This window comes from Amycolatopsis keratiniphila subsp. keratiniphila, from assembly GCF_001620365.2.
In the GTDB taxonomy this organism is placed as follows: domain Bacteria; phylum Actinomycetota; class Actinomycetes; order Mycobacteriales; family Pseudonocardiaceae; genus Amycolatopsis; species Amycolatopsis keratiniphila.
Genome location: NZ_LQMT02000023.1, coordinates 204,932 through 226,804, shown reverse-complemented (window position 1 = coordinate 226,804; position 21,873 = coordinate 204,932). Strand labels below are relative to the sequence as shown.

Here is a 21,873-nt window from a genome sequence, read left to right as displayed (position 1 = left end):
GACTTCGGGAGTGTTGACCAGGTGACGATCCCTCTGCACGGGTTCGACGCCGCGCCCAGGCGCGTCGCGGTGCTGTCGTTGCACACTTCTCCGCTGGAACAGCCGGGTACCGGCGACGCCGGGGGCATGAACGTCTACGTGAGCCAGACGGCCACCGAGATGGCCCGCCGGGGCGTCGAGGTCGAGGTGTTCACGCGGGCCACGTCCTCGGATCAGCCGCCGATCGCCGAACTGGCGCCCGGCGTGCTCGTCCGGCACATCCCGGCCGGGCCGTTCGAGCCGCTGGGGCGCGACGAGCTGCCCGCGCAGCTGTGCGCCTTCACCGCCGGGGTGCTGCGGGCCGAGGCGTTCCACGAGCCGGGCTACTACGACCTCATCCATTCGCACTACTGGCTCTCCGGCCAGGCGGGCTGGCTCGCCCGCGACCGCTGGGGCGTGCCGCTGGTGCACACCGCGCACACCCTGGCGAAGGTCAAGAACGCCGCGCTGGCCGAGGGGGACACCCCCGAGCCGCGCACCCGCGTGATCGGCGAGGAGCAGGTCGTCGAGGAGGCGGACTGCCTGGTCGCGAACACCCGCGTCGAGGCCCGCGAGCTGATCGAGCTGTACGAAGCCGACCCGCACGCCGTGCACGCGATCCCGCCCGGCGTCGACCTCGACCGCTTCACACCCGGCTCCCAGGCCGCCGCGCGACGCGCGCTCGGCCTCCCGACCGACGCGATCGTGCTGGCCTTCGCGGGCCGGATCCAGCCGTTGAAGGCGCCGGACGTCCTCCTGCTGGCCGCGGCCGAAATGCTGCGTGAGCGGCCGGAGCTGGCTTCGCGGCTGGTGGTGCTGATCGTCGGCGGCCCGTCCGGGACCGGGCTGGAGCAGCCGCAGGCCCTGCGCGAACTGGCCGTTTCCCTCGGGATCGAGGCGCAGACCCGGTTCATGCCGCCGCAGCCCGGCCAGTCGCTGGTCGACGTCTACCGGGCGGCCGACATCGTCGCCGTGCCGAGCTACAACGAGTCGTTCGGGTTGGTCGCGCTCGAAGCGCAGGCCTGCGGGACGCCGGTGATCGCGGCGGAGGTCGGCGGGCTGCCGGTCGCCGTCCCGCACGGTGTCTCCGGGTTGCTCGTGCCTTCGCACGACGCGAAGGACTGGGCGGGCGCGCTCGCGAACGTCGCGTTGCGGCCCGATCGGCGTGCCGAGCTTTCGGCCAACGCCGTCGTCCACGCGCGGCGCTTCTCCTGGCGCCGGACGACGGACCGCCTGCTGGACACGTACGCTCAAGCGACCGGCGCGTTCCGGCGTGCCCTCGAACAGCGCGCGGAGGTGGCGGTTTGACGCTCGACGAGACCTTGCGGTCCTCTTTGGACAATGCGGGCCTGAAATACGACAGGCGTGGCGAGGGAAAGTATTTCGTCACTTTGCCCGGCACCAAGAAGCTGCAGACCAACTGCTGGCTGGTCGCCGGTGACCACGCTTTCGCCGTCGAGGCCTTCGTCTGCCGCCGTCCCGACGAGTCCCATGAGGACGTTTACCGCTTTCTGTTGCGCCGCAACGCGAAACTGTACGGCGTGCACTACACCGTGGACGCGATCGGCGACATCTACCTGGTCGGCCGGTTCGGGCTGGACATGGTCACCGAGGCCGAATTGGACAAGATCCTCGGGCAGGTGCTGGAGGCCGCCGACGGCGATTTCAACACCCTGCTGGAACTCGGGTTCGCCGAATCGATCAAACGCGAATGGGACTGGCGAGTCTCGCGCGGCGAATCGCTGGCGAACCTTCAGGCGTTCAAACATCTCGTCGAGCCGTCGAACGGTCACGAGCCAGGGGCCTTGACCGACTCGTGACCCGGACGGTGCAACGGCACCGTCGTCCGTTCCGTCTCTTTCCGCAGCACTGGAGGGAGACGGTTTTCATGCACAAGAGGTTGAGATGGGTGGCGGCCGCCGGCATCGTGCTGGCGCTGGCGGGCTGCTCGGCGAACGATTCCGGCAGCAGCGAGTCGGCCGCGATGCCGATGTCGGCCGACACCAAGCAGGCGGCGCCCAAAGAAGGGGTGCCGAACAAAGAGGCGACCGACAGCAAGGCGGGTTCGGGTAAGGCGCCGGCGCCCGCGGGGCAGCCGGGGATCACCGACCGCAAGCTGGTGCGCACGGCGAGCCTGGAGCTCGCCGCCCCGAACGTCGCGGACGTGATCTCGCAGGTGCGCGTCATCACCCAGGGCGCCGCCGGCTACACCGGGCAGGAGAGCACGCAGGAGAAGCGGGCGTCGGTGAACGTCATCGTGCCCTCCGAGCGCCTCGACGGCGTGCTGGACCAGCTCGCGAAGCTCGGGAAGCAGCAGAAGCGCGAGGTCACCGCGACGGACGTGACCGAGCAGATGGTCGACGTCGAATCGCGGCTGGCGACCCAGCGGGCGAGTGTGGAGCGCATCCGCGCGCTGCTCGCGAGGGCGACGTCGGTTTCGGAGATCGCCTCGGTGGAGAGCGAGCTGACGAGCCGGGAAGCCGAACTAGAGTCGCTCCAGAAGCGGCGCGAAAGCCTGGCGGGCAGTGTCGCCATGTCGACGATTTCGTTGCAGGTGAAGGCGGAGACGGTCGCGGCGGCGGAGGAGTCCCGCAGCGGGTTCCTCGGTGGGCTCGCCGACGGCTGGGACGCGTTCCTGACCTTCGGCGGCGGCCTGCTGACCGTGCTGGGTGCGATGGCGCCGTTCGTTCTGGTCTTCGGTGTTCCCGCGGCCGCGCTGGTGTGGTGGCTGCGCAAGCGGCGGCGTCCGGCGGAACCCGCGATGGCGACCGCGTCGGATCTCCCGTCCGCGCCCCCGCTGGACTGAAGGCCGGCCAGGGCCCGAGGCCAGTGCCGGCGACGTCACGTGACTGAACGGACGACACGCGTGATCCGGCGGACGACACACGTGACTGGACGGACGACACGATCGCGACCGGAGTGTCGTCCGCTCAATCACGCGTGTCGTCCATCCCAGCACGCGTGTCGTCCCTTCGGCCACGCCAAACCGCCGCCCCGGCACCGGCAGGGGCTACCTGTCGCGAACGAGGTCCCCGAAAAAGAACAGGCGGGACGGCTCGAGGGAGGGGGGAGTCGCGATCTCGAGCCGCCCCGCTGAAGTTCCCGCCAAGGTGGACCCGGTGACGAGGGGGATGCCAACGGGGCCGGCGGGCGCCGCGACTCGGCAGGGGGGAGACGAGTCGCGGTCGTCACCCGCGTCGAGCCGGGGAGTGCGTGGAATCCGGCCGCGCGGGACTTAGTCAACCTGTCAGATCTCCACCTGTAATCACAAGACTACCGGTTACTCCGTTCGAGTGAACTTCGAAAACCGGGATAACGGAGTGCAGCCTGTTTTCCGGGGATCGGGACTTGTTGGCGACCCGTCTTCTGGACGGGTGAAGGTGTTACTCGCGGGTAACGCACTCTCCGTAGAAATAAAGCCAAGCGCGGCCCTCTGACCGGCGCTTCCGCTCACTCTGGCAGGCTGAACCCCATGGCTGAGCTTGGGACTCTGGTGCTGCTGCGTCACGGGCAGAGCACATGGAACGCCGAAAACCTGTTCACCGGCTGGGTGGACGTGCCGCTGTCGGAGCAGGGCGAGCAGGAGGCGCGCAAGGGCGGGCAGCTGCTCGCGGAGTCCGGCCTGCTGCCGGATGTCGTGCACACCTCGCTGATGCGCCGCGCGATCTCGACCGCCAACCTGGCGCTCGACGCCGCCGACCGGCACTGGATCCCGGTGAAGCGCGACTGGCGCCTCAACGAGCGCCACTACGGCGCGCTCCAGGGCAAGAACAAGAAGCAGACCCTCGACGAGTTCGGCGAGGAGCAGTTCATGCTCTGGCGCCGCTCCTACGACACCCCGCCGCCGCCGATCGACCCGGCCGACGAGTTCAGCCAGGTGGGCGACGCGCGCTACGCCGACCTCGGCGACGCCGCCCCGCTGACCGAATGCCTCAAGGACGTCGTGGCGCGGCTGCTGCCGTACTGGGAGTCCGAGATCGTGCCGGATCTGCGCGCGGGCAAGACCGTGCTCGTCGCCGCGCACGGGAACTCGCTGCGGGCGCTGGTGAAGCACCTCGACGGCATCTCCGACGACGCGATCGCCGGGCTCAACATCCCGACCGGCATCCCGCTGCGCTACGACCTCACCGAAGACCTCAAGCCGGTCACCGTGGGCGGGACCTACCTGGACCCGGAGGCCGCCAAGGAAGCCGCGGCCGCCGTGGCGAACCAGGGCCGGTAGCGCGCTCCGGTACCAAATGTCATGAAAGGGTCGTTCAGGACGTTTTTCGTCCTGAACGACCCTTTCATGACATCCGGGGCAGGGCGTCAGGGGAGGGCTTGGACCGACTCGACGCCCGCCGCCTTCCAGCCCTCGGGCAGCCGCTGGAGACGCAGGACGAGCGGCAGGTACTTCTTCGTCGTCTGCCCGGCCGCGTCCGTGACGTCCGACGTCGCGAAGAGCAGCACGCTCGCCTTGTCGTCCACGACCTCCATGACCGCGGTGGCCGGGTTCGGCGCCAGCGACGCCTTCGTGCCCCCGGACCGGATCTGGTTCAGCCGCCCCGCCTTGTCCTGCTGGAACTGGGTCAACAACTGCCCGGTCGACACGGACTCGTAGCGGGCGTACGTGCCTTCGGGGTCGGCCGGATTCACGTTCAGCAGGGCTTCCGCGACACGCAGGGCACCGTCCCGCGCGGAATCCCGCACCCGCGCGAACACCCGGTCACCCGCGCCCGGCTTCTCCGCCGCGGGCGGCGTGTCCGCCGGGTTCACCTTGATCTCGCCGATCCGCCAGCGGTCACCCTCGCGGACGGTCACGAGCAGCACCGACGCGACGCCCTTGCTGGTGGCACCGGCCCTGGTGCTGCTCTGGTCAAGGATGGTCAGCACCCGGGCCTTGTCCGGTGTCTGCTCGACCGCCGCCGAGAGGATCACCCTGGTCACGAGCTTGACCGGCTCGGCCGATTTCCGGACCTCGGCGAACAGCTTCGCCAGCTCGTCGCGCGCGCCCGGCGTCAGGTGGTCGGCGAGCGCCTTCTCGTAGGCGGGCACGGCCGTGCTGTCGTAGGAGAACGTCGCTTCGGCGGCCGTCTTCACCGCCGCGAGCACCGACGCCGTCTTCGCCGGATCGACCAGCGCGATGTTCGACGGCGGGGTCTCCGGTTCGGGCCGGGCGGTACCGGAGACCGTGGTGGTGCAGCCCGCGAGCGCGAGCAGCACGGCCAGCCCTGCCCAGCGCTTCACAGGAGACCGAGTTCCCGTGCCCGCGCGTCGACCTGCAGCCGCGATGTCACGCCGAGCGCGACCAGCAGCTCCGAGACGCGGCGCTGATAGGTGCGCACGCCCATGCCGAGGCTCTTCGCGGCCTTCTCGTCCTTGCAGCCGGTGGTCAGGAACTCGAGGATCTGCGGTGCCTCCATCCGGATGTCGGCGAACCGCGCGTCGAACGTCTCCAGGGTGGCGGACGCCCGCCAGGCGGTTTCGAACAGCGAAAGGATGCCCTGCACCAGCTCGGGGCGCGAGATGACGCTGTACGAGCGCACCGCCTTGCCCTCGTCGCCCGCCATGATCGCGACCCGCTCGTCGAGCAGGATCGTCTCGTTGATCTCCTCGGTGCCGATCCGGATCTGCGCGCCGAGACCGGAGAGACGGTGCAGGTGCTGCGCGGTCTGCTCGTTCAGCAGGACACCGGGGCGGTACAGCTTGCGGATCCGCTTGCCGTGCACCAGCCGTTCGCCCTGCCGCGTGAGCGACGGCCGCGAAAGCGCCCAGGTGTAGAGGTCGTCGGCCGCGCACGCGATGTCGGTCGCCGCGACGAACAGATGAGCCGTCCGGTCGAACAGCTCTTCTTCTCCGCGAATCAGGGAGATGTCACTGACGAGTTCCACGGCGACAGTCTTCCAACATTCCCCGGGGGCTGTGACGGGAACGTCGCTATTCGCCCGCGGATAATCACGACGAAAGTCGGGATCCGGGCATCACACGGCGACGATGTCCCCGGTTCGGGTGACCCGCCTCACCCAGGAGATCTCGGCCGGGGATCGGTCACGTGAACGGCGGCTGACCTGCAGGCGAACAGGGTGTCCCCAGGTGTCATAGGCATCACGAGTACGCGGCCGGGACTAGGCCAAAAGACTACCCGCGCGCTTACGATTCCCCTGTGACCACGCCTGTTGCACTCGCCCTGGCCGTCGGCGGACTGATCGTCGGTGTGGTTTTCGGCTTCCTGATCGCGAGGGGCCGCGCCCGCCGCGAGGAGCGGCGACCGACCGGTCCCACCGTGGCCGAACTGCTGGAACGCCTCGTGCGGTCCAGCAACAACGGCGTCGTCGTGCTCAACAAGTTCGGCGACATGGTCCTGCACAACCCGCGCGCCTACGAGCTGGGACTGGTGAAGGTCAACCAGGCCGATCCGCGGGCCCGCAAGGCCGCCGAGCAGGTGGTCGAGACCGACGAGCCGATGGAGATCGACCTTTCCCCGCTGGAGGCGAGGGGCCGCCAGCCCGAGGCCGTCCTCGGCGAGGTCCGTCCGCTCGGCGACGGGTTCACCGTGGTCGAGGCCGTCGACCACTCCGAGGCGATCCGGCTCGAAGCCGTCCGGCGTGACTTCGTCGCGAACGTGAGCCACGAGCTGAAGACGCCGGTGGGCGCGATCGCGCTGCTCACCGAGGCCGTCCTCGACGCCGCGGAGGACACCGAGGAGGTCCGCCGCTTCGGCGGCAAGATCCTCCGCGAATCGACCCGGCTCGGCCAACTCGTCACCGAGCTGATCGCGCTGTCGCGGCTGCAGGGCGCCGAGCGGCTGCCCGACCTGAACGTCGTCGAGGTCGACGCCGTGGTCCGCGAGGCGCTCGGCCGGACGACGCTTTCGGCGGAATCGGCCGAGATCACCATCACCACCGACGCGGCCAGCGGGCTGCTCATCGAGGGCGACCGGACGCTGATGGTCACCGCGCTGTCGAACCTGCTGGAGAACGCGGTCGCGTACTCGCCGGCGGGCAGCCCGGTGTCGATCAGCAGGCGGCTGGTCGACGGCAAGGTCGAGATCGCGGTGACCGACCGCGGCATCGGGATCGCCGAGGACGAGCAGCAGCGCGTCTTCGAGCGGTTCTACCGCGCGGACAAGGCGCGGTCGCGGGCGACCGGCGGCACCGGGCTGGGCCTGGCGATCGTCAAGCACGTGGCCGCCAACCACGGCGGTTCGGTCGGCCTGTGGAGCCGTCCCGGCACCGGGTCGACCTTCACCCTGCGCATCCCCGCGCACATCCCCGCCGAACCGGCCGCGCCCGTGAAACAGGCTCCGCCGGTGTCCCGGCCGGAGAAGACCCCCGAGCGGACACCCCGTCTCGTGGCAACAGGGCAAGAAAGCCCCGACCATGGAGGAAACCTGTGACGAGGGTTCTCATCGTCGAGGACGAAGAGTCGTTCGCCGACCCGCTCGCGTTCTTGCTCCGCAAGGAGGGCTTCACCGCCGCCGTCGCCGTGACGGGGCAGCAGGCGCTCGAGGAGTTCGACCGCAACGGCGCCGACATCGTCCTGCTCGACCTCATGCTCCCCGGCATGAGCGGCACCGACGTCTGCAAGCAGCTCAGGCAGCGTTCCGCGGTACCGGTGATCATGGTGACCGCGCGCGACAGCGAGATCGACAAGGTCGTCGGGCTGGAACTGGGCGCCGACGACTACGTCACCAAGCCGTACTCGGCCCGTGAGCTCATCGCGCGGGTGCGCGCGGTGCTGCGCCGCGGCGGCGAGCCGGGCTCCGAAGGCGACCTCGCCCCGCTCGTGCTGACCGCCGGGCCGGTGCGGATGGACGTCGAGCGGCACGTGGTGACCGTCGACGGCCAGGAGGTCTCCTTGCCGCTCAAGGAGTTCGACCTGCTCGAGTACCTGCTGCGCAACGTGGGCCGCGTGCTCACCCGCGGGCAGCTGATCGACCGGGTGTGGGGCGCGGACTACGTCGGCGACACCAAGACGCTCGACGTCCACGTGAAGCGGCTGCGGTCGAAGATCGAGCCGGACCCGGGCTCGCCCCGGCATCTGGTCACCGTCCGGGGCTTGGGCTACAAGTTCGAGACGTGAGCTGAAGGCCCGGCAAAGTGGTCAAGGGGTCGTGAGTGTTTTTGGTCGTTAGAACGACCAAAAACACTCACGACCCCATCGGAAACGGTACGAATAGGCATCAAACGGACATTTGCCTGTCGGAAAGTGTCCTTTGTGGACACCATTCGTCCAGGTCAAGCCTCCTGCTGTCTGCCCGTTCGGAGATCGAGTTCGGGACCGAGCGCTGCGAGATCACGACTGCCTTCGCCGATGGTCGATCGGGTAAGAGGCCTTCACGGGCGGACCGTGCGATACAGATCACGGTTACGGTTTCGTGACCTGATGTGGGGGCGGGTACCGTAGACGCTCGTGCGCCTAGGGGTACTCGACGTCGGTTCCAACACCGTCCACCTGCTCGTGGTCGACGCCCACCGTGGCGCCCACCCGACCCCGATGCATTCCGAAAAGGCCGTCCTCCGCCTCGCTGAGCAGATCACCCGCAACGGCGACCTGAGCCGCGCGGGCGCGGACAGCCTCGTCCGCGCGGTCGAATCGGCGAAGGCGGCGGCGGCCCGGCTGGGCTGCGAAGAGGTCATGGCGTTCGCCACCTCCGCGGTCCGCGAAGCCAAGAACGCCCCGAAGGTGCTGGCGAAGGTCCAGGAACAGACCGGAGTCGAACTCCAGGTGCTTTCCGGGATCGACGAGTCCCGGCTCACCTTCCTCGCCGTCCGCCGCTGGTTCGGCTGGTCGGCGGGCAAACTGCTCGTGCTCGACATCGGCGGCGGCTCGCTCGAGGTCGCGATGGGCCGCGACGAGGAGCCGGACCTGGCCGAATCGCTGCCCTTGGGCGCGGGCCGGACCACCCGGACGCGGTTCCAGAACGACCCGCCGTCCCGCTCGGAGCTCATCGCGACTTCGGTGTGGCTCGAAGAACAACTCGCCCCGCTCGCGAAGAAGGTCGCCAAATTGGGTGAACCCGATCGTGTCGTGGCGACCTCGAAGACGTTCCGGTCGCTCGCCCGGCTGACCGGAGCGGCGCCGTCGGCCAGCGGGCCGCATGTGCGCCGTACCCTGACCGACACCGCGTTGCGCCAGCTCATCGCGTTCATCTCCCGGATGACCGCACAGGACCTGGCCCAGCTCGAGGGGGTCAGCGCGAGCAGGTCGCATCAGCTGGTGGCCGGCGCGCTCGTCGCACAAGCCACCATGCGGGCGCTTTCCCTGGAAGAACTGGAGATCTGTCCGTGGGCGCTGCGAGAAGGTGTCATCCTTCGACGGCTGGACCATTCGAACGGTGCGGACGAGACTGTGGGCGGCAGCGCCCGACTGGACTTAGTCGACGGAGAACGGGCACGGTGAAGAGGTGACGGAAATGCGGATGACGGTGGATAGCGCGCGCGACGCCGCCGATGCCCCGTCGCGTGCCGGTTCGCAACGGCTGGAGCGCGCATTGGACAGCACGGTATGACGGACGAGACAGAGAGCGGCCAGCCACAGAAGACCGTGGCGGAGCTGCTGGCGCAGCATGGAGCCCAGCCCGAAGGCGGGCGCCGCAGGCGACGCCGCGCGGCCGACGACGAGGACGACGCTCCCGAGACCACTCGCGGACGGCGCGCGCCGTCGGTGAGCGACACCGCGCCGCAGGCGATCATCGACAGGGTGTCCGGCGACACCCCGCCGCCTGCCAACCGTCCCCCGCGCCGCGCGCGCCCGCAAGACTCCGGAGCGCGTCCGCTCCCGCAGCCGCAGCAGGACTCCGCGCCGCTGCCGGTGCCGCCGAACGCCCCGACCAGGCAGACGCCGCCGGTGCGCCCGCCGCAGGAGCAGAGCGGCTATCAGCAACGTCCGCCGCAGCAATCCGGTCAGTTCGTGCGGCCCACGCCGCCGCCGGAGCAGAGCGGTTACCAGCAGCGCCCGCCCCAGCAGTCGGGTCAGTTCGTGCGGCCGACGCCGCCGCAGGAGCAGTCCGGCTACCAGCAGCGTCCGCCGGACTCCGAGGGCCTGCCCCCGCGCGGCCGTCCGCGGCCACCGGGCCAGGAGGAGACCCGCGGCGCGGTGCCGCCGGTCCGCCGCCGTCCCGAGCCGCCCGCCGGGCCCCCTTCTTCGGGGCTCTCCGCGAGGCTCGACGGTGGCCTCGACGCCCCGGCCGAAGACGTCCAGGACCAGCTGGGACCGATGGCCAGCGGTGCTTTCGCGACGCCGCCCGCCCAGCCGGCGCGGCGCCGTCGTCCGGCCGCCCGGCCACCCCAGCCGAAGGCCGAGCCGAGCACCGAACAGTTCGCCGCGGTCGGCGAAGAGGCCGCGCCCGAACCCGAGCCCCCCGTGGAATCCTCCGCGTCGGCGGCACCGCCCGCCGGGCTCGCCGGCTGGCGCAAGCGCAGGCAGAAGGTGCAGTCCGAGGACACCGAGATCGGCGGCATCCCGCCGGTACCGCCCCCGGTCGCGCCCGTCGAGCCGGACCCCGAGCCCGAACCCGACCCGTTCGACGGAGGCCCCCCGACCATGGGGCATCCCGCGCCGATGCCCTTCGTGCCGCCGCACTCCCTCGACGACCGTGACCGTCAGGACAACCTCGACGAGTACGAGCGCGAGTTCGCCGACCCGGCGTATCCGGACGGCGGCCCGGACTTCGGCCGCGACGACTACGGCTACCGCGCGGACGAGTACGAGGACGACTACGACGACGACCAGGCCGAGGAGGCCGCCGAGGACCTCGAGCCCGCGGCGCCCGCCGAGAAGGCCTCGCCGGGGAAGCAGTGGCTGGCGCTGGCCGGTCAGCTCGCGCTCGGCGTCGTCGGCGGCGCCGCGGTCTGGCTGGGCTTCAACTGGCTGTGGGTGAACCTTCCCGCCGCCGCGCTGGTCGCCGCGTTGCTGGTGATCGTCGCGCTGGTGTGGATCGTCCGGAAGATCCGCAAGGCGGAGGATCTGCAGACCCTGGTGCTCGCGGTGCTGGTCGGACTGGTGGTGACGGTCTCACCGGCCGCACTCCTGCTGGTCGCCCGTTAGCGGTCTCGGGAAGAATGCCGGGATGGTTCAGCAGGTTCCGGTAGGCCTCTCGACGGCGTCCGTCTGGCCGTTGCGGGCGGGAGTGGCGTTCGAGCTGGCCGCCGACCTCGGCTACGACGGTGTCGAGGTGATGGTCTGGGCCGATCCGGTCAGCCAGGACGTCTCCGCGTTGCGCCGGTGGTCGCGGCGCACCGGGGTGCCGGTGCTGTCGATCCACTCGCCGTCGTTGCTGATCACCCAGCGCGTGTGGTCGCCGGACCCCGTGGTGCGCCTGCGGATGTCGGTGGAAGCCGCGCAGGAGCTGGGCGCGCGCACGGTCGTGGTGCACCCGCCGTTCCGGTGGCAGCGCCGCTACGGCGACGCGTTCGGGGACCTCGTCGACGAGCTCGAAGAGGCCAGCGGCATCGAGATCGCGGTCGAGAACATGTTCAAGGTCCGCCCGCCCGGTGGCTCGCGGACGTCGCGGGTGTCGGCGTTCCGGCCCTCGATCGACCCTACGGACGTAGGGTTTCGCCACTACACGCTCGACCTGTCCCATACAGCGGCAGCCGGGATGGACGCCCTCGCGCTCGCCGACCGGATGGGTTCCGGGCTCGCGCACGTCCATCTGGCGGACGGCACCGGACTCCCGAAGGACGAGCATCTGGTGCCCGGACGCGGCATCGAACCCTGCGCCGAACTGCTGGAAAAGCTCGTGAGCAGCGATTTCTCCGGACAGGTCGTGCTGGAGATCAACACCCGGCGATCGCCGAGCGCGGCGCAGCGGTCGCGAGACCTCGCGGAGTCACTCTTGTTCGCGAGGCTGCACCTCGGTCAGTGACAAAGATCGTCTCCAGGTGCGCAGAATCATTCCTCCCTGCGCTCGAGGCGCTGGTACACGTAAAGTTCCGACCGTGAACCAGCTGCGCTTGTTGATCTCCCGCACCCCGATGGATCGGCTCGTGGCCTGGGTCAGTGCTCGGTGAGCGCGACCGACGAAACGAGCACCTCCTTCGACGAGGCATGCGCGACGAGATCACTGGGTGACGGCACGTTCACGGCGGTACTCCGGACCGAATGGTCGATCGGTGGACACCCGCACGGCGGCTTCCTGATGGCCTTGATGGCGCGGGCCGCCCTCTCGTTCCTTCACGAACGCGGAGAGCCGCCGTCCGAGCCGCTCGCGATCAGCGCGGAGTTCCTGCACCCGCCGGCGGTGGGGCCGGTGTTGCTGCGCATGGACGTCCGGAAGGTCGGCAGGCGCGCCTCGGTCGTCGGGGTCCTGCTGGAGCAGCGGGGACGCAGCTGCGTCGAGGCCAGGGTGACCACCGGACGGCTGCCGATGCGGCGGCCGGAGTGGACCGACGTCCCGGCCATGGCCGCGGAACCGCCGCCCGGCGCGGTGCCCGTGACCGGTGAGACCTCCGAAGGTCTCTTCAACCTCGCGAAGGGCTGCGAAGTCCGGCTCGACCCGGCGAGTGTCGGCTACCTGCACGGCCGGATCGGTGATCCGCCGCGGATGCGGCTGTGGGTCCGGCCCCGGCACGGTCTCGCGGACCCGTACTTCGCCCTGCTCGCGAGCGACGTGAACCCGCCGGTGGTCTACAACCTCGGCCGGGTCGGCTGGGCGCCCACCGTGCAGCTGACCGCGTTGCTGCGCACCCGGCCGGCGCCGGGCTGGCTGCGGGTGATCGTCCAGAGCCAGTCGGTGCACGAGGCCTGGTTCGATTCGGACGCCCTCGTGGTCGACTCGCAGGGCAGACTGGTCTGCCAGGCACGGCAGCTGGCGCTTGCCCCGGCGCCTGGAGCCTGACGGCCGTTTGGCACGCTGAACGGCATGAGCGTGATCGCGGTTCTGGGTGCCGGGAAGATCGGGGAGGCCCTGCTCTCGGGCCTGCTGCACGGCGGGCACAGCCCGGACGACCTCCTGTTCACCGAGCGGTATCCGGCGCGCGCGGCGGAGCTGACCGAGCGCTACGGCGTGCACGGGGTCGGCGTCGCCGACGCCGCCCGCCGGGCCGACGTGCTGGTCGTCGCGGTCAAACCGCAGGACATCGAGCCGGTGCTGGACGAGCTCGCGCCGCTGCTCGGCAAGGAGTCGCTGGTGGTCTCGCTGTGCGCGGGCCTGCCGACCGCCCTGTACGAGCGCAGGCTGGCCGACGGCGTCCCGGTGGTGCGGGTCATGCCGAACACCCCGATGCTCGTCGGAGAGGCGATGAGCGCGGTCTCCGCGGGCGCGCACGCGACCGCCGAGCACATCGCGGTGGTGAAGGACCTGCTCTCGCACGTCGGGCAGGTCGTCGAGGTGCCCGAGTCGCAGCAGGACGCCGTCACGGCACTGTCCGGCTCCGGGCCCGCGTACTTCTTCTACCTGGTCGAAGCCATGATCGACGCCGGGATCCTGCTCGGCCTGCCGCGGGCGCTCGCCGGGCAGCTGATCATCCAGTCGGCGGTCGGGGCGGCGAAGATGCTCGCCGAGTCCGACGAGCACCCGGTGCTGCTGCGCGAGGCCGTCACCTCGCCCGCCGGCACGACCATCAACGCCATCCGGGAGCTGGAGAAGCACGGCGTCCGTGCGGCACTCCTGGCCGCCATCGAGGCCGCGAAGGACCGCTCGACCGAGCTGGGGCGCGCCCACGAGGGCTGAAGGGGACTTTCCCCGCATAACACGCGGCGAAGGACGCTTTCAGTGCATAAGACGCGGTGAAAGCGTCCTTCAGCCCCCGGATACGGGCCCATCCCGGTGACTCGCGTCGCTTTAGCCACACGTGTCCCGCTACTCTCAGGAGAGCACGTGCGTGTCGATACCACAGGTGGGGAAGCCTCGTGGCGCGACACGTGTCGAAGGACACGGTGAATCATGCCGCCGAACAAGAAGGATGACCTGCCCTCAGTGGGCCAGGTCCAGTTCCTGACGGTCGCCGAGGTGGCCACGCTGATGCGGGTCTCCAAGATGACCGTCTACCGCCTCGTTCACTCGGGCGAGCTGCCCGCGGTGCGCGTCGGGAAGTCGTTCAGAGTGCCCGAAAAGGCCGTACACGAGTATCTGCAGGGCGCGTACTTCGACGTGGGCTGAGGCTCGGTCCGCGGAGCACAACGTGCCCGCCCGAGGGCGTCTTCCGGGGCGCGAGTACCCTGGAAGACCGCTCGTGCCTGTGCGCTCCACCCGTTGGACGCTGCGCCGGGCAGCGTGACCGACGACGAAGGAAGGAGCGCTCACGATGGGCTCTGTGATCAAGAAGCGCCGTAAGCGCATGTCGAAGAAGAAGCACCGCAAGTTGCTGCGCCGGACGCGCGTTCAGCGTAGGAAGGCCGGCAAGTAAGACACAGCCGGTGAATGGCCCGTCCAGTTTCTGGACGGGCCATTCCCATTTAGTGGGCGGATTCCGCCCATTCGAGTGAGACGTGCATCCCCTCTGCGAGCAGCGGGTTAATAGCATGTAAGCGACGACTCGACTACCCCTAATGAGCGGTAACATCTCAAGGGCAGCCGCGCGATGCTTCCAGTGAGTGCAGGTACGCGCACACTCGGTCGATGGACCAGCACTCAAGGTCATCAGGACCCCGTGATCGAAAGTCCGAGAACCGCCCAAAGCCGCAGGGAGTCCTATGCCGTCGAACATCGTGCTCGTGACCGGGGTCGGGGGAGACCTTGGCGGGAAACTGCTCGCCAGACTCGGCAACAATCCGGGGTTCGAGCGGGTGATCGGCGTGGACACCACGCCCCCGCAGAAGTCGGTACTGCAGCGCATGGGGCACGCTGAGTACGTCCGCGCCGACATTCGCAATCCACTGATCGCCAAGGTGATCAGCACGGCCAAGGTCGACACCGTGGTGCACGCCTCGTGCACCGCGCATCCGGCGGGCCCGGCTCGCCGGACGGCGATCAAAGAGGTCAACGTCATCGGCACGATGCGGCTGCTGGCGGCCTGCCAGCGCTCGCCGCTCGTGCGCAAGCTCGTGGTGAAGTCGACGGCCGCCGTCTACGGCGCCGGCGCGCGCTCGCAGGCCGTGTTCACCGAGGATTCGGAGCTCATCCCCACCTCGGCCAGCGGCTACGCGAAGGACGCCGTCGAGATGGAGGGGTACGTCCGCGGGCTCATGCGCCGCCGTCCCGACATCACGACGACGCTCCTCCGGTTCGCCAACATCATCAGCCCGGAGATCGACACCGTCCTCTCGCGCTACTTCGCGCTGCCGGTCGTCCCGACCGTCTTCGGCTACGACGCGCGCATCCAGCTGCTCCACGCCTCGGACGCGCTGGCCGTCTTCGAACAGGCGACACTGGACGACGCGCCCGGCGTGTTCAACGTCGGATCCGAAGGGGTGCTCACCCTCTCTCAGGCGATCCGGCGCGCCGGGCGGGTGGAGCTGCCGATGCCCAGCGGCGTCGTGCCGTCGGTCGGCAAGCTGCTGCGCGGAGCGCGGGTGGTCGACTTCTCGGCCGACCAGGTGCGGCTGCTGAACTTCGGCCGCGTCGTGGACATCACGAAGCTCAAGAAGGACTTCGGCTACACCCCGCGGTGGACGACGCGGGAAGCGTTCGACGACTACATCACCGGCCGCGGGCTCCGGCCCGTGGTGGACGGCGGCAAGCTCGCCGGATTCGCGGGCAAGGTGCTGGTGGCCGCGGCGACCGGGCAGGCGGCGCACCGATGAGCAGGCCACACGAGAACTCTCACGAAGGCGAGGCGGAAAACGTGAGCGGCGCTGAAGCGCAGGTCATCCCGTTGCACGGCCCCGGCAGAGAGAAGCCGGACCCGGCAGCCCAGGCGGAACGGGATCTTCGCGAGTCGGAAGAAGCGCAGGAACATCTGGACTCCGAACGCCGGGCCGACGCGCCCGTCGTCGAGTTCCCCGGGGTGGCGCGGGTCTCGCCCGCCCGGACGCGGCCCGCCGACGCGGACCTCCTCCCGGATTCGCTCAGGACGGCGTTGGCGTTCGTGCGTGACCGGCTGACGGGTGACTACACCGTCGACGAGTTCGGCTTCGACGCCGAGCTCACCGAGACCTTGCTGTTGCCGCCGCTGCGCGCGCTCTACGAGAAGTGGTTCCGGGTCGACACGTTCGGCGTCGAGAACCTGCCCGCCGACGGCGGCGCGCTGCTGGTGTCGAACCACTCCGGCACGGTGCCGCTCGACGCGCTGATGACCGCCGTCGCCGTGCACGACCACGTCCCCGGCGGCAGGCACCTGCGCGGCCTCGGCGCGGATCTGGTGTTCCAGCTGCCGCTGATCGGCTCGTTCGCCCGCAAGTCCGGGCAGACGCTCGCCTGCAACGCCGACGCGGAACGCTTGCTGCGCAAGGGAGAACTCGTCGGCGTCTGGCCGGAAGGGTTCAAGGGGATCGGGAAGCCGTTCTCTTCGCGGTACAAGCTGCAGCGGTTCGGCCGCGGTGGTTTCGTCTCCGCCGCGCTGCGGACCGGGGCGCCGATCATCCCCGTGTCCGTCATCGGCGCGGAGGAGATCTATCCGAAGGTCGGGGACATCAAGCTGCTCGCGCGGGTGCTCGGCCTGCCGTACTTCCCGGTGACGCCGTTCTTCCCGCTGCTCGGCCCGCTCGGCGCGATCCCGCTGCCGACGAAGTGGAGCATCGAGTTCGGCGAGCCCATCCGCACGGACACCTACGACGCGGACGCCGTGGACGACCCGATGCTGGTGTTCACGCTGACCGACCAGGTGCGGGAGTCGATCCAGCAGTCGCTGTACAAACGCCTCTCGCAGCGGAAGAGCGTCTTCAAGGGCTAGAACCCGTCATTCGCGTGATCAGACCCGTAACTCGCGTGATTGGGGCCGCAACTCACGAGTTGCGGCCCCAATCACGTGAATGACGGCTTCAGACACGTGAGTTACGGCTTCAAGCACGCGAGTGACGGATCAGCGCTTGCGGTAGGCCATGCCCGCCGCGACGGCACCGGCCACGGCACCGACACCGAGCACCGACGGCACGCCGATCTTCGCGGCCTTGCGTCCGGTCCGGAAGTCACGGATCTCCCAGCCGCGTGCCCGCGCGACGTCGCGAAGACCGCCGTCCGGGTTCACCGCGACCGCGGTCCCGACGACCGACAGCATCGGGACGTCGTTCTGCGAGTCCGAGTACGCCGTGCAGCGCTTGAGATTCAGCCCTTCGCGTGACGCCAGCGCGCGCACGGCGTGGGCTTTCGCGCGGCCGTGCAGCAGGTCGCCGACGAGACGGCCGGTGTAGACGCCGTCCTTGGTCTCCGCGACGGTGCCCAGCGCGCCGGTGAGGCCGAGGCGCCGCGAGATGATGGCGGCGAGTTCGATCGGGGTCGCGGTGACCAGCCAGACACGCTGTCCGGCGTCGAGGTGCATCTGCGCGAGCGCCCTGGTGCCGGACCAGATCTTGTCCGCCATCAGCTCGTCGTAGATCTCTTCGCTGATGTCGGTCAGTTCCTGCACCGTGCGACCGGCCACAAAGGACAGTGCGCGCTCGCGGTGGGTCTTGATGTCCTCCTTGTTCTCCCGGCCACCGAGCCGGAATTTCACCTGCTGCCAGACGAATCCGGCCAGATCGGCGGACGTGAAGAACTTGCGCGCGGCCAGCCCGCGGGCGAAGTAGAAGATCGACGCGCCCATCATCATGGTGTTGTCGACGTCGAAGAACGCGGCCGCCGTCAGGTCCGGCGGAGCGGGCGGCGCGGGCGGTTCGAGGGCTTCGGCGGACGCGGTCGCCATGGCGGCCTCGGCCGACGCCTCGCCCGCGAGCTCGGCCAGCCGTTCGAGCTCTTGACTCTTATCCCTGCCCCGCCAAACTGACACGCACACCGCCTCCGGAATCCCAGGTGCCTGTGCACAGCGTAGCGAGCGGCCGACCACGCTGTCCCGGGTGTGGCGCCTGCCTCACGTGACACCGAGTCAGCCGATGATTATCGGCGGTAACCCCGGGATGAGCGGCGGAATGGAAACCAGCGGCGGCTTCGGCGTGGTGGTGGTCGTCGGCAGCGGCGGCAGGTTCGTGGGGCCGGGAACGGGCACCACGGGCGGCGGCGTGCCTCCGGTCGGCGGCGCGAGCGGTCCGGTCGGGGCCGCGGTGTCCACGGCGGACGACGGCGGAGCAGAGGTCACCGGCGCCGGCGACCCGGTCGGTGCCGACGACGGCGGGGAAGACGTCACCGGCGGCAGGACCGCGTGGGGGGAATCGGGGTCGCGGACGCAGTCACCGGCGGCCGGGACCGCGCCCAGTTCGTCGGAAGAGCCCGTGGTGATCGTGTAGCAGACCAGGCGCGAGCCGAGATCCGTCGTGCGCTCCTGGACCTTGTCGAGCAGGGCACGGGCCGCGGAGAACTTGTCGCGCGCCTCGGCGGGCGCGTGCTCGACCTGGAGACCGAGCCGGTCGGACTGGTTCCGCGCCCAGGTGCGGAGTTCGGCGAGCCGGGTCTGGCCGCCCTGATCGGTGACGAGCGCGGTCAGCCGCGAGACGCCGGCGCGCAGATCCGTCTCGAAATCGGTGAGGCCGGTGAAGTAGGCGTCGGTGGGCGCGCCCTGCCGCGTCAGTTCGTCGAGCTCGCCGACGCGGTTCGCGGCGAACTCGAGATGCTTCTTCGCCTTGTCCTGCTCGTCGAAGGTGAGCCCGAGCGAGGCCGATTCACCCGCTCGTTTGATGCCGTAGAGCGGATCGCCCGGCAACGCGTCCTTGGACAGCAACAGGGTGATCCCGCCGAGGGCCAGCACGAGCGCGACGGCGGCCGCGGCGAGATTGGCGACGGCGTGACCACGTCGCTTCGGCGCGGCTTCGGCTTCGGCGAGGCGTCCGGCGATCTCGTCGCGGATCCGCTGCCGGGTCTCCGCGTCGGGGGCGCCGCCGGCGCCGAGTTCGCGCAAGCCGCCGACGAGCGCGAGTTCGTGCGCGAACTCGTCGTCGTCCGGGGATGCGGTGCCGTCGACAAGGTCGGCGAAGCGGTCACCGTCCGCCCGCTCCCGCGCGAACCATCCCGGCACGCCCACGGCGAAGTCTCCATCTGCTCAGCCCGGTCCTGACACCGGTCTGGCAGTGAAAACGAGCGGGGACGCCCAAGGGTTACGGCAAGGCCGGGTGAGGGACAAATATGGAACTTTAACGCAGTCCCGTGGGCAGAAGTTGTGCCAAACGGCGTACCGCGCGGTGCTGAAGGGCCTTGATGGCGCCCTCGTTGCGCTTCATGATCGCGGCGGTCTCGGCGACCGAAAGCCCCTGCATGAACCGCAGCACGATGCACTCGCGCTGGTCCTCGCCGAGTTCGGCGACGCACCGCAGCAGTTCGGCGCGGGTGGCGCGGCTGATGGCCTGTTGTTCCGGGCCCGCGACGGCCTGCACGCCGACGTTCCCGATCGGCGCTCCGTTGGGCTCGGCGACCTCGTCGGTGACGACCTCGAGGCGGAACCGGCTCGACTTCACGTGGTCGAGGATGATGTTGCGCGCGATGGTGACGAACCAGGCGCCGACGTCACGTCCCTGGTAGCTCACCGACGTGATGCGGCGCAGCGCCCGGAGGAACGTCTCGCTGGTGACGTCTTCGGCCAGGTCCCGGTCGCCGAGGCGGAACAGGACATAGCGGTAGACGACGTCTACATAGCGGTCGTAGAGCCGCCCGAACGCGGAGGTGTCGCCACCCTGTGCGGCGCTGACCAGCTCCCAGGCTTCGGCCTTCGCGGCTTCGGCGGCGGCATCGTTCTCGGCGGTGTCGCTGACTTTGGGCCTGGGCGACGCCGCCGCGGGGAAACCGCTCCGGCGGAGGATGTGGCCCGCCAGCATCGAGACGGGATTGGGCGCGGGAAGAGTCACGGTTCACCTCCCGTTCCGGACAGGGAGCACCGGCCCGCATGTCCCACCGCCGCGTGGGCCTGCAAGATCTGCACGTCCGGACTCCCTTTCTCACCATCGAGTGATCAACACCACTCGACGACGCACAGCAGCATACGTGTAGTTACCGCGAAGTAGGTAGCGGTGCCGGGGTTACGGAACTGCGACGAAAGCGAGTGACCCCCATGACGGTGGCCGGGATGACAAACTGGCAACGCCGTCCACACCAGGGAAGAGGTTCGCAGTTGAGCGCGGAGCAGGTTGCCGATGCAGGTGTGCCCACTTTGCTCGCCGAGGCCGCTCGTCAGTGGCCTGGCAAGGTGGCCGTCCAGGAGACCGGCGGAGGCGTCGCGCTGACCTGGTCCGAACTCGACAACGCCGCCCACGCGCTGGCCCGCGCCCTGCTCGACGCGGGAATCGAGCGCGGTGACCGGGTGGCGTTGCGGCTGCCGACTTCGGCCGCGTTCGCCGTCTCGCTGTTCGGGGCGCTCCGGGCGGGCGCGGTGGTCGTCCCGGTCTCGCCGCAGGGGCCGGCCGCGGAGCTGAACGGGCTGCTGGAGCACAGCGGCGCGCGGCTCGTCCTCGAACGCGAACCCACCGACGAACTCCCCGACGGGGTGACAAGCCTCTCACCGCCCGTTACCTCGGATGGAGCAGCCGAACCGGTCGACGCGTCCGGCGCCGGTGAGGACATAGCGGTCATCTCGTACACCTCCGGCACGACCGGCCCGCCGCGCGGCGTGATGCTGTCGCACCGGGCGCTGCTCGCGAACCTCGACCAGCTGAGCCGGATCACCCCGGCGCCGCTCGTACACGGCGACCGCGTGCTCATCACCATCCCGCTGTTCCACGTCTACGGCCTCGGCCCCGGACTGCTGCAGACCACGGCGGTCGGCGCGACGGCGATCCTGTCCGAACGGTTCCTCGCCGAGCGCACGCTGGCCGACTGCACCGAGTACCGGGTGACGTCGATCGCCGGCGTACCCGCGATGTACGCCGAATTCGCCGCGATGGACCCCGAGGAACTCGGGCAGGGCCTGTCCACCGTCCGGCGGATGACCTCGGGCGCGGCACCGCTGCACCCCAAGATCCTCACCGCCCTCCGCGGCGCCACCGGACTCGACGTCTACGAGGGCTACGGCCTCACCGAATGCGCGCCCGTGGTCACCACGACCCTGGTCACCGGCTACCCGAAGCCCGGTTCGGTCGGACGGCCGCTGCCCGGCGTCGAGCTCCGGCTGGTCGACAGCGACGGCGACGCGGAGCCGGTCCCGCTGGACCCGGACGACCTCGGCGACGCCTTCGACGAGGACGGCGGCACCGGCCTGGTGTCGATCCGCGGCGCGAACCTGTTCTCCGGCTACTGGCCCGACGGCTCGCACGGTCCCGACGAGGACGGCTGGTTCCGCACCGGCGACGTCGGCTACCTCGACACCGACGGCGACCTGCACCTGGTGGACCGCGCCAACGACCTGATCATCGTGAACGGTTTCAACGTCTTCCCGCACGAGGTCGAGAACGTGATCTCGATGCTGGACGAGGTCGTCGAGGCCGGCGTCGTCGGCGTCGTCGACGAGCGGACCGGTGAGGCGGTGAAGGCCGTCGTCGTCCCCGCGCCCGGCGCGTCGCTCTCGGAACAGCAGGTCGTCGAGCACTGCGCCGAGCACCTGGCCGGGTACAAGGTGCCGCACACCGTCGAGTTCGCCGAGTCGCTCCCGCATTCGGCCACCGGAAAGCTGCGCAGGATGCGCCTCAGGTAAGGATGGGACGCATGGCGCACCACGTGACCGTCATGACCCGCACGGGTTGCCACCTGTGCGAGGTCGCGGAACAGGACATCGAGCGGATCTGCGGCGAGCTGGGCGTCGACTGGTCGGCCCAGGACGTCGACAGCGACCCCGAATGGCGGGCCGAATACGGCGACCGCGTCCCGGTGATCCTCGTCGACGACGCCGAGCACGGCTACTGGCGCGTCGAAGAGGACAGGCTCCGGAAAGCACTGGCGTAACAGTCTCGTAAGGGCGATCGGCCGACCTTCGAGCCCAACTG

22 protein-coding genes are annotated in these 21,873 nt (G+C 69.9%); 17 read left to right on the top strand and 5 right to left on the bottom strand.

Features of this window, described 5'->3' with window-relative positions; all coding sequences use genetic code 11:
- Positions 1-21: 21 nt before the first annotated feature.
- The 4 genes from mshA to AVR91_RS25430 all read left to right on the top strand — a co-directional run bounded on the left by mshA (position 22) and on the right by AVR91_RS25430 (position 4,240).
- Entirely contained in the window at positions 22-1,326 is a 1,305-nt protein-coding gene (mshA, locus tag AVR91_RS25445) for a D-inositol-3-phosphate glycosyltransferase (RefSeq protein ID WP_083715456.1), read from the top strand.
- A complete protein-coding gene (locus tag AVR91_RS25440) occupies positions 1,323-1,838 on the top strand; it encodes a type III secretion system chaperone family protein (protein ID WP_063274386.1) in 516 nt (171 codons plus the stop codon). Before mshA ends, AVR91_RS25440 begins: the two co-directional genes overlap by 4 nt.
- Before the next feature lie 68 nt (positions 1,839-1,906).
- Positions 1,907-2,824 (top strand): DUF4349 domain-containing protein, encoded by a 918-nt coding sequence (locus AVR91_RS25435; protein ID WP_076857426.1) that lies wholly within the window; start codon positions 1,907-1,909, stop codon positions 2,822-2,824.
- Positions 2,825-3,490: 666 nt separating this feature from the next.
- Complete coding sequence (locus AVR91_RS25430; protein ID WP_043847866.1) at positions 3,491-4,240, top strand: phosphoglyceromutase; 750 nt, start codon at positions 3,491-3,493, stop codon at positions 4,238-4,240.
- 86 nt (positions 4,241-4,326) lie between these two features.
- Here AVR91_RS25430 and AVR91_RS25425 read toward each other — a convergent pair whose 3' ends face one another.
- Positions 4,327-5,244, bottom strand: coding sequence for a hypothetical protein (locus AVR91_RS25425; RefSeq protein ID WP_063274387.1), 918 nt, complete (start codon positions 5,242-5,244; stop codon positions 4,327-4,329).
- Positions 5,241-5,888, bottom strand: coding sequence for a response regulator transcription factor (locus tag AVR91_RS25420; RefSeq protein WP_063274388.1), 648 nt, complete (start codon positions 5,886-5,888; stop codon positions 5,241-5,243). The genes AVR91_RS25425 and AVR91_RS25420 overlap by 4 nt, the downstream gene beginning before the upstream one ends.
- Positions 5,889-6,160: 272 nt before the next feature.
- On the opposite strand from AVR91_RS25420, the gene AVR91_RS25415 reads away from it, so the two are divergent.
- The 11 genes from AVR91_RS25415 to AVR91_RS25365 all read left to right on the top strand — a co-directional run bounded on the left by AVR91_RS25415 (position 6,161) and on the right by AVR91_RS25365 (position 16,772).
- Positions 6,161-7,393, top strand: a complete 1,233-nt coding sequence (locus AVR91_RS25415; RefSeq protein WP_063274389.1) for a sensor histidine kinase — start codon at positions 6,161-6,163, stop codon at positions 7,391-7,393.
- Complete coding sequence (locus tag AVR91_RS25410; RefSeq protein ID WP_005167072.1) at positions 7,390-8,079, top strand: response regulator transcription factor; 690 nt, start codon at positions 7,390-7,392, stop codon at positions 8,077-8,079. Before AVR91_RS25415 ends, AVR91_RS25410 begins: the two co-directional genes overlap by 4 nt.
- 330 nt (positions 8,080-8,409) lie before the next feature.
- Positions 8,410-9,399, top strand: a complete 990-nt coding sequence (locus tag AVR91_RS25405; RefSeq protein WP_063274390.1) for a Ppx/GppA phosphatase family protein — start codon at positions 8,410-8,412, stop codon at positions 9,397-9,399.
- Positions 9,400-9,504: 105 nt separating this feature from the next.
- Positions 9,505-11,046: a hypothetical protein gene (locus AVR91_RS25400; protein WP_083737727.1), complete on the top strand. Its 1,542-nt coding sequence runs from the start codon at positions 9,505-9,507 to the stop codon at positions 11,044-11,046.
- A gap of 22 nt (positions 11,047-11,068) precedes the next feature.
- Positions 11,069-11,866: a sugar phosphate isomerase/epimerase family protein gene (locus tag AVR91_RS25395; protein ID WP_063274391.1), complete on the top strand. Its 798-nt coding sequence runs from the start codon at positions 11,069-11,071 to the stop codon at positions 11,864-11,866.
- A 141-nt stretch (positions 11,867-12,007) separates the two neighbouring features.
- On the top strand, positions 12,008-12,838 hold the full coding sequence (locus AVR91_RS25390) for a thioesterase family protein (RefSeq protein ID WP_016330916.1): 831 nt from the start codon (positions 12,008-12,010) through the stop codon (positions 12,836-12,838).
- Between the two features lie 24 nt (positions 12,839-12,862).
- Positions 12,863-13,672, top strand: a complete 810-nt coding sequence (gene proC / locus AVR91_RS25385; RefSeq protein WP_063274392.1) for a pyrroline-5-carboxylate reductase — start codon at positions 12,863-12,865, stop codon at positions 13,670-13,672.
- 213 nt (positions 13,673-13,885) lie between these two features.
- Positions 13,886-14,101 (top strand): helix-turn-helix domain-containing protein, encoded by a 216-nt coding sequence (locus AVR91_RS25380; RefSeq protein ID WP_016330918.1) that lies wholly within the window; start codon positions 13,886-13,888, stop codon positions 14,099-14,101.
- A gap of 145 nt (positions 14,102-14,246) precedes the next feature.
- The gene (locus tag AVR91_RS25375) at positions 14,247-14,348 is read left to right on the top strand and encodes a 30S ribosomal protein bS22 (RefSeq protein ID WP_007030867.1); all 102 of its coding nucleotides are present in this window, start codon (positions 14,247-14,249) and stop codon (positions 14,346-14,348) included.
- Positions 14,349-14,634: 286 nt separating this feature from the next.
- Entirely contained in the window at positions 14,635-15,684 is a 1,050-nt protein-coding gene (locus AVR91_RS25370) for an NAD-dependent epimerase/dehydratase family protein (RefSeq protein WP_063274393.1), read from the top strand.
- Entirely contained in the window at positions 15,681-16,772 is a 1,092-nt protein-coding gene (locus AVR91_RS25365; RefSeq protein ID WP_063274394.1) for a lysophospholipid acyltransferase family protein, read from the top strand. Before AVR91_RS25370 ends, AVR91_RS25365 begins: the two co-directional genes overlap by 4 nt.
- A gap of 129 nt (positions 16,773-16,901) precedes the next feature.
- Here the strand turns inward: AVR91_RS25365 and AVR91_RS25360 are convergent, their stop codons facing one another.
- From AVR91_RS25360 to AVR91_RS25350, 3 genes are all read right to left on the bottom strand, one after another.
- Positions 16,902-17,804, bottom strand: a complete 903-nt coding sequence (locus tag AVR91_RS25360; RefSeq protein WP_016330921.1) for an HAD family hydrolase — start codon at positions 17,802-17,804, stop codon at positions 16,902-16,904.
- A gap of 96 nt (positions 17,805-17,900) precedes the next feature.
- The gene (locus tag AVR91_RS25355; RefSeq protein WP_063274395.1) at positions 17,901-18,989 is read right to left on the bottom strand and encodes a DUF5667 domain-containing protein; all 1,089 of its coding nucleotides are present in this window, start codon (positions 18,987-18,989) and stop codon (positions 17,901-17,903) included.
- A gap of 109 nt (positions 18,990-19,098) precedes the next feature.
- Complete coding sequence (locus AVR91_RS25350) at positions 19,099-19,806, bottom strand: sigma-70 family RNA polymerase sigma factor (RefSeq protein WP_063274396.1); 708 nt, start codon at positions 19,804-19,806, stop codon at positions 19,099-19,101.
- 293 nt (positions 19,807-20,099) lie between these two features.
- Here AVR91_RS25350 and AVR91_RS25345 point away from each other — a divergent pair, with 293 nt between their 5' ends.
- Both AVR91_RS25345 and AVR91_RS25340 read left to right on the top strand, forming a co-directional pair.
- Complete coding sequence (locus AVR91_RS25345) at positions 20,100-21,584, top strand: AMP-binding protein (RefSeq protein WP_143254092.1); 1,485 nt, start codon at positions 20,100-20,102, stop codon at positions 21,582-21,584.
- 11 nt (positions 21,585-21,595) lie between these two features.
- Positions 21,596-21,832 (top strand): glutaredoxin family protein, encoded by a 237-nt coding sequence (locus AVR91_RS25340; RefSeq protein ID WP_083737735.1) that lies wholly within the window; start codon positions 21,596-21,598, stop codon positions 21,830-21,832.
- Positions 21,833-21,873: the final 41 nt, after the last annotated feature.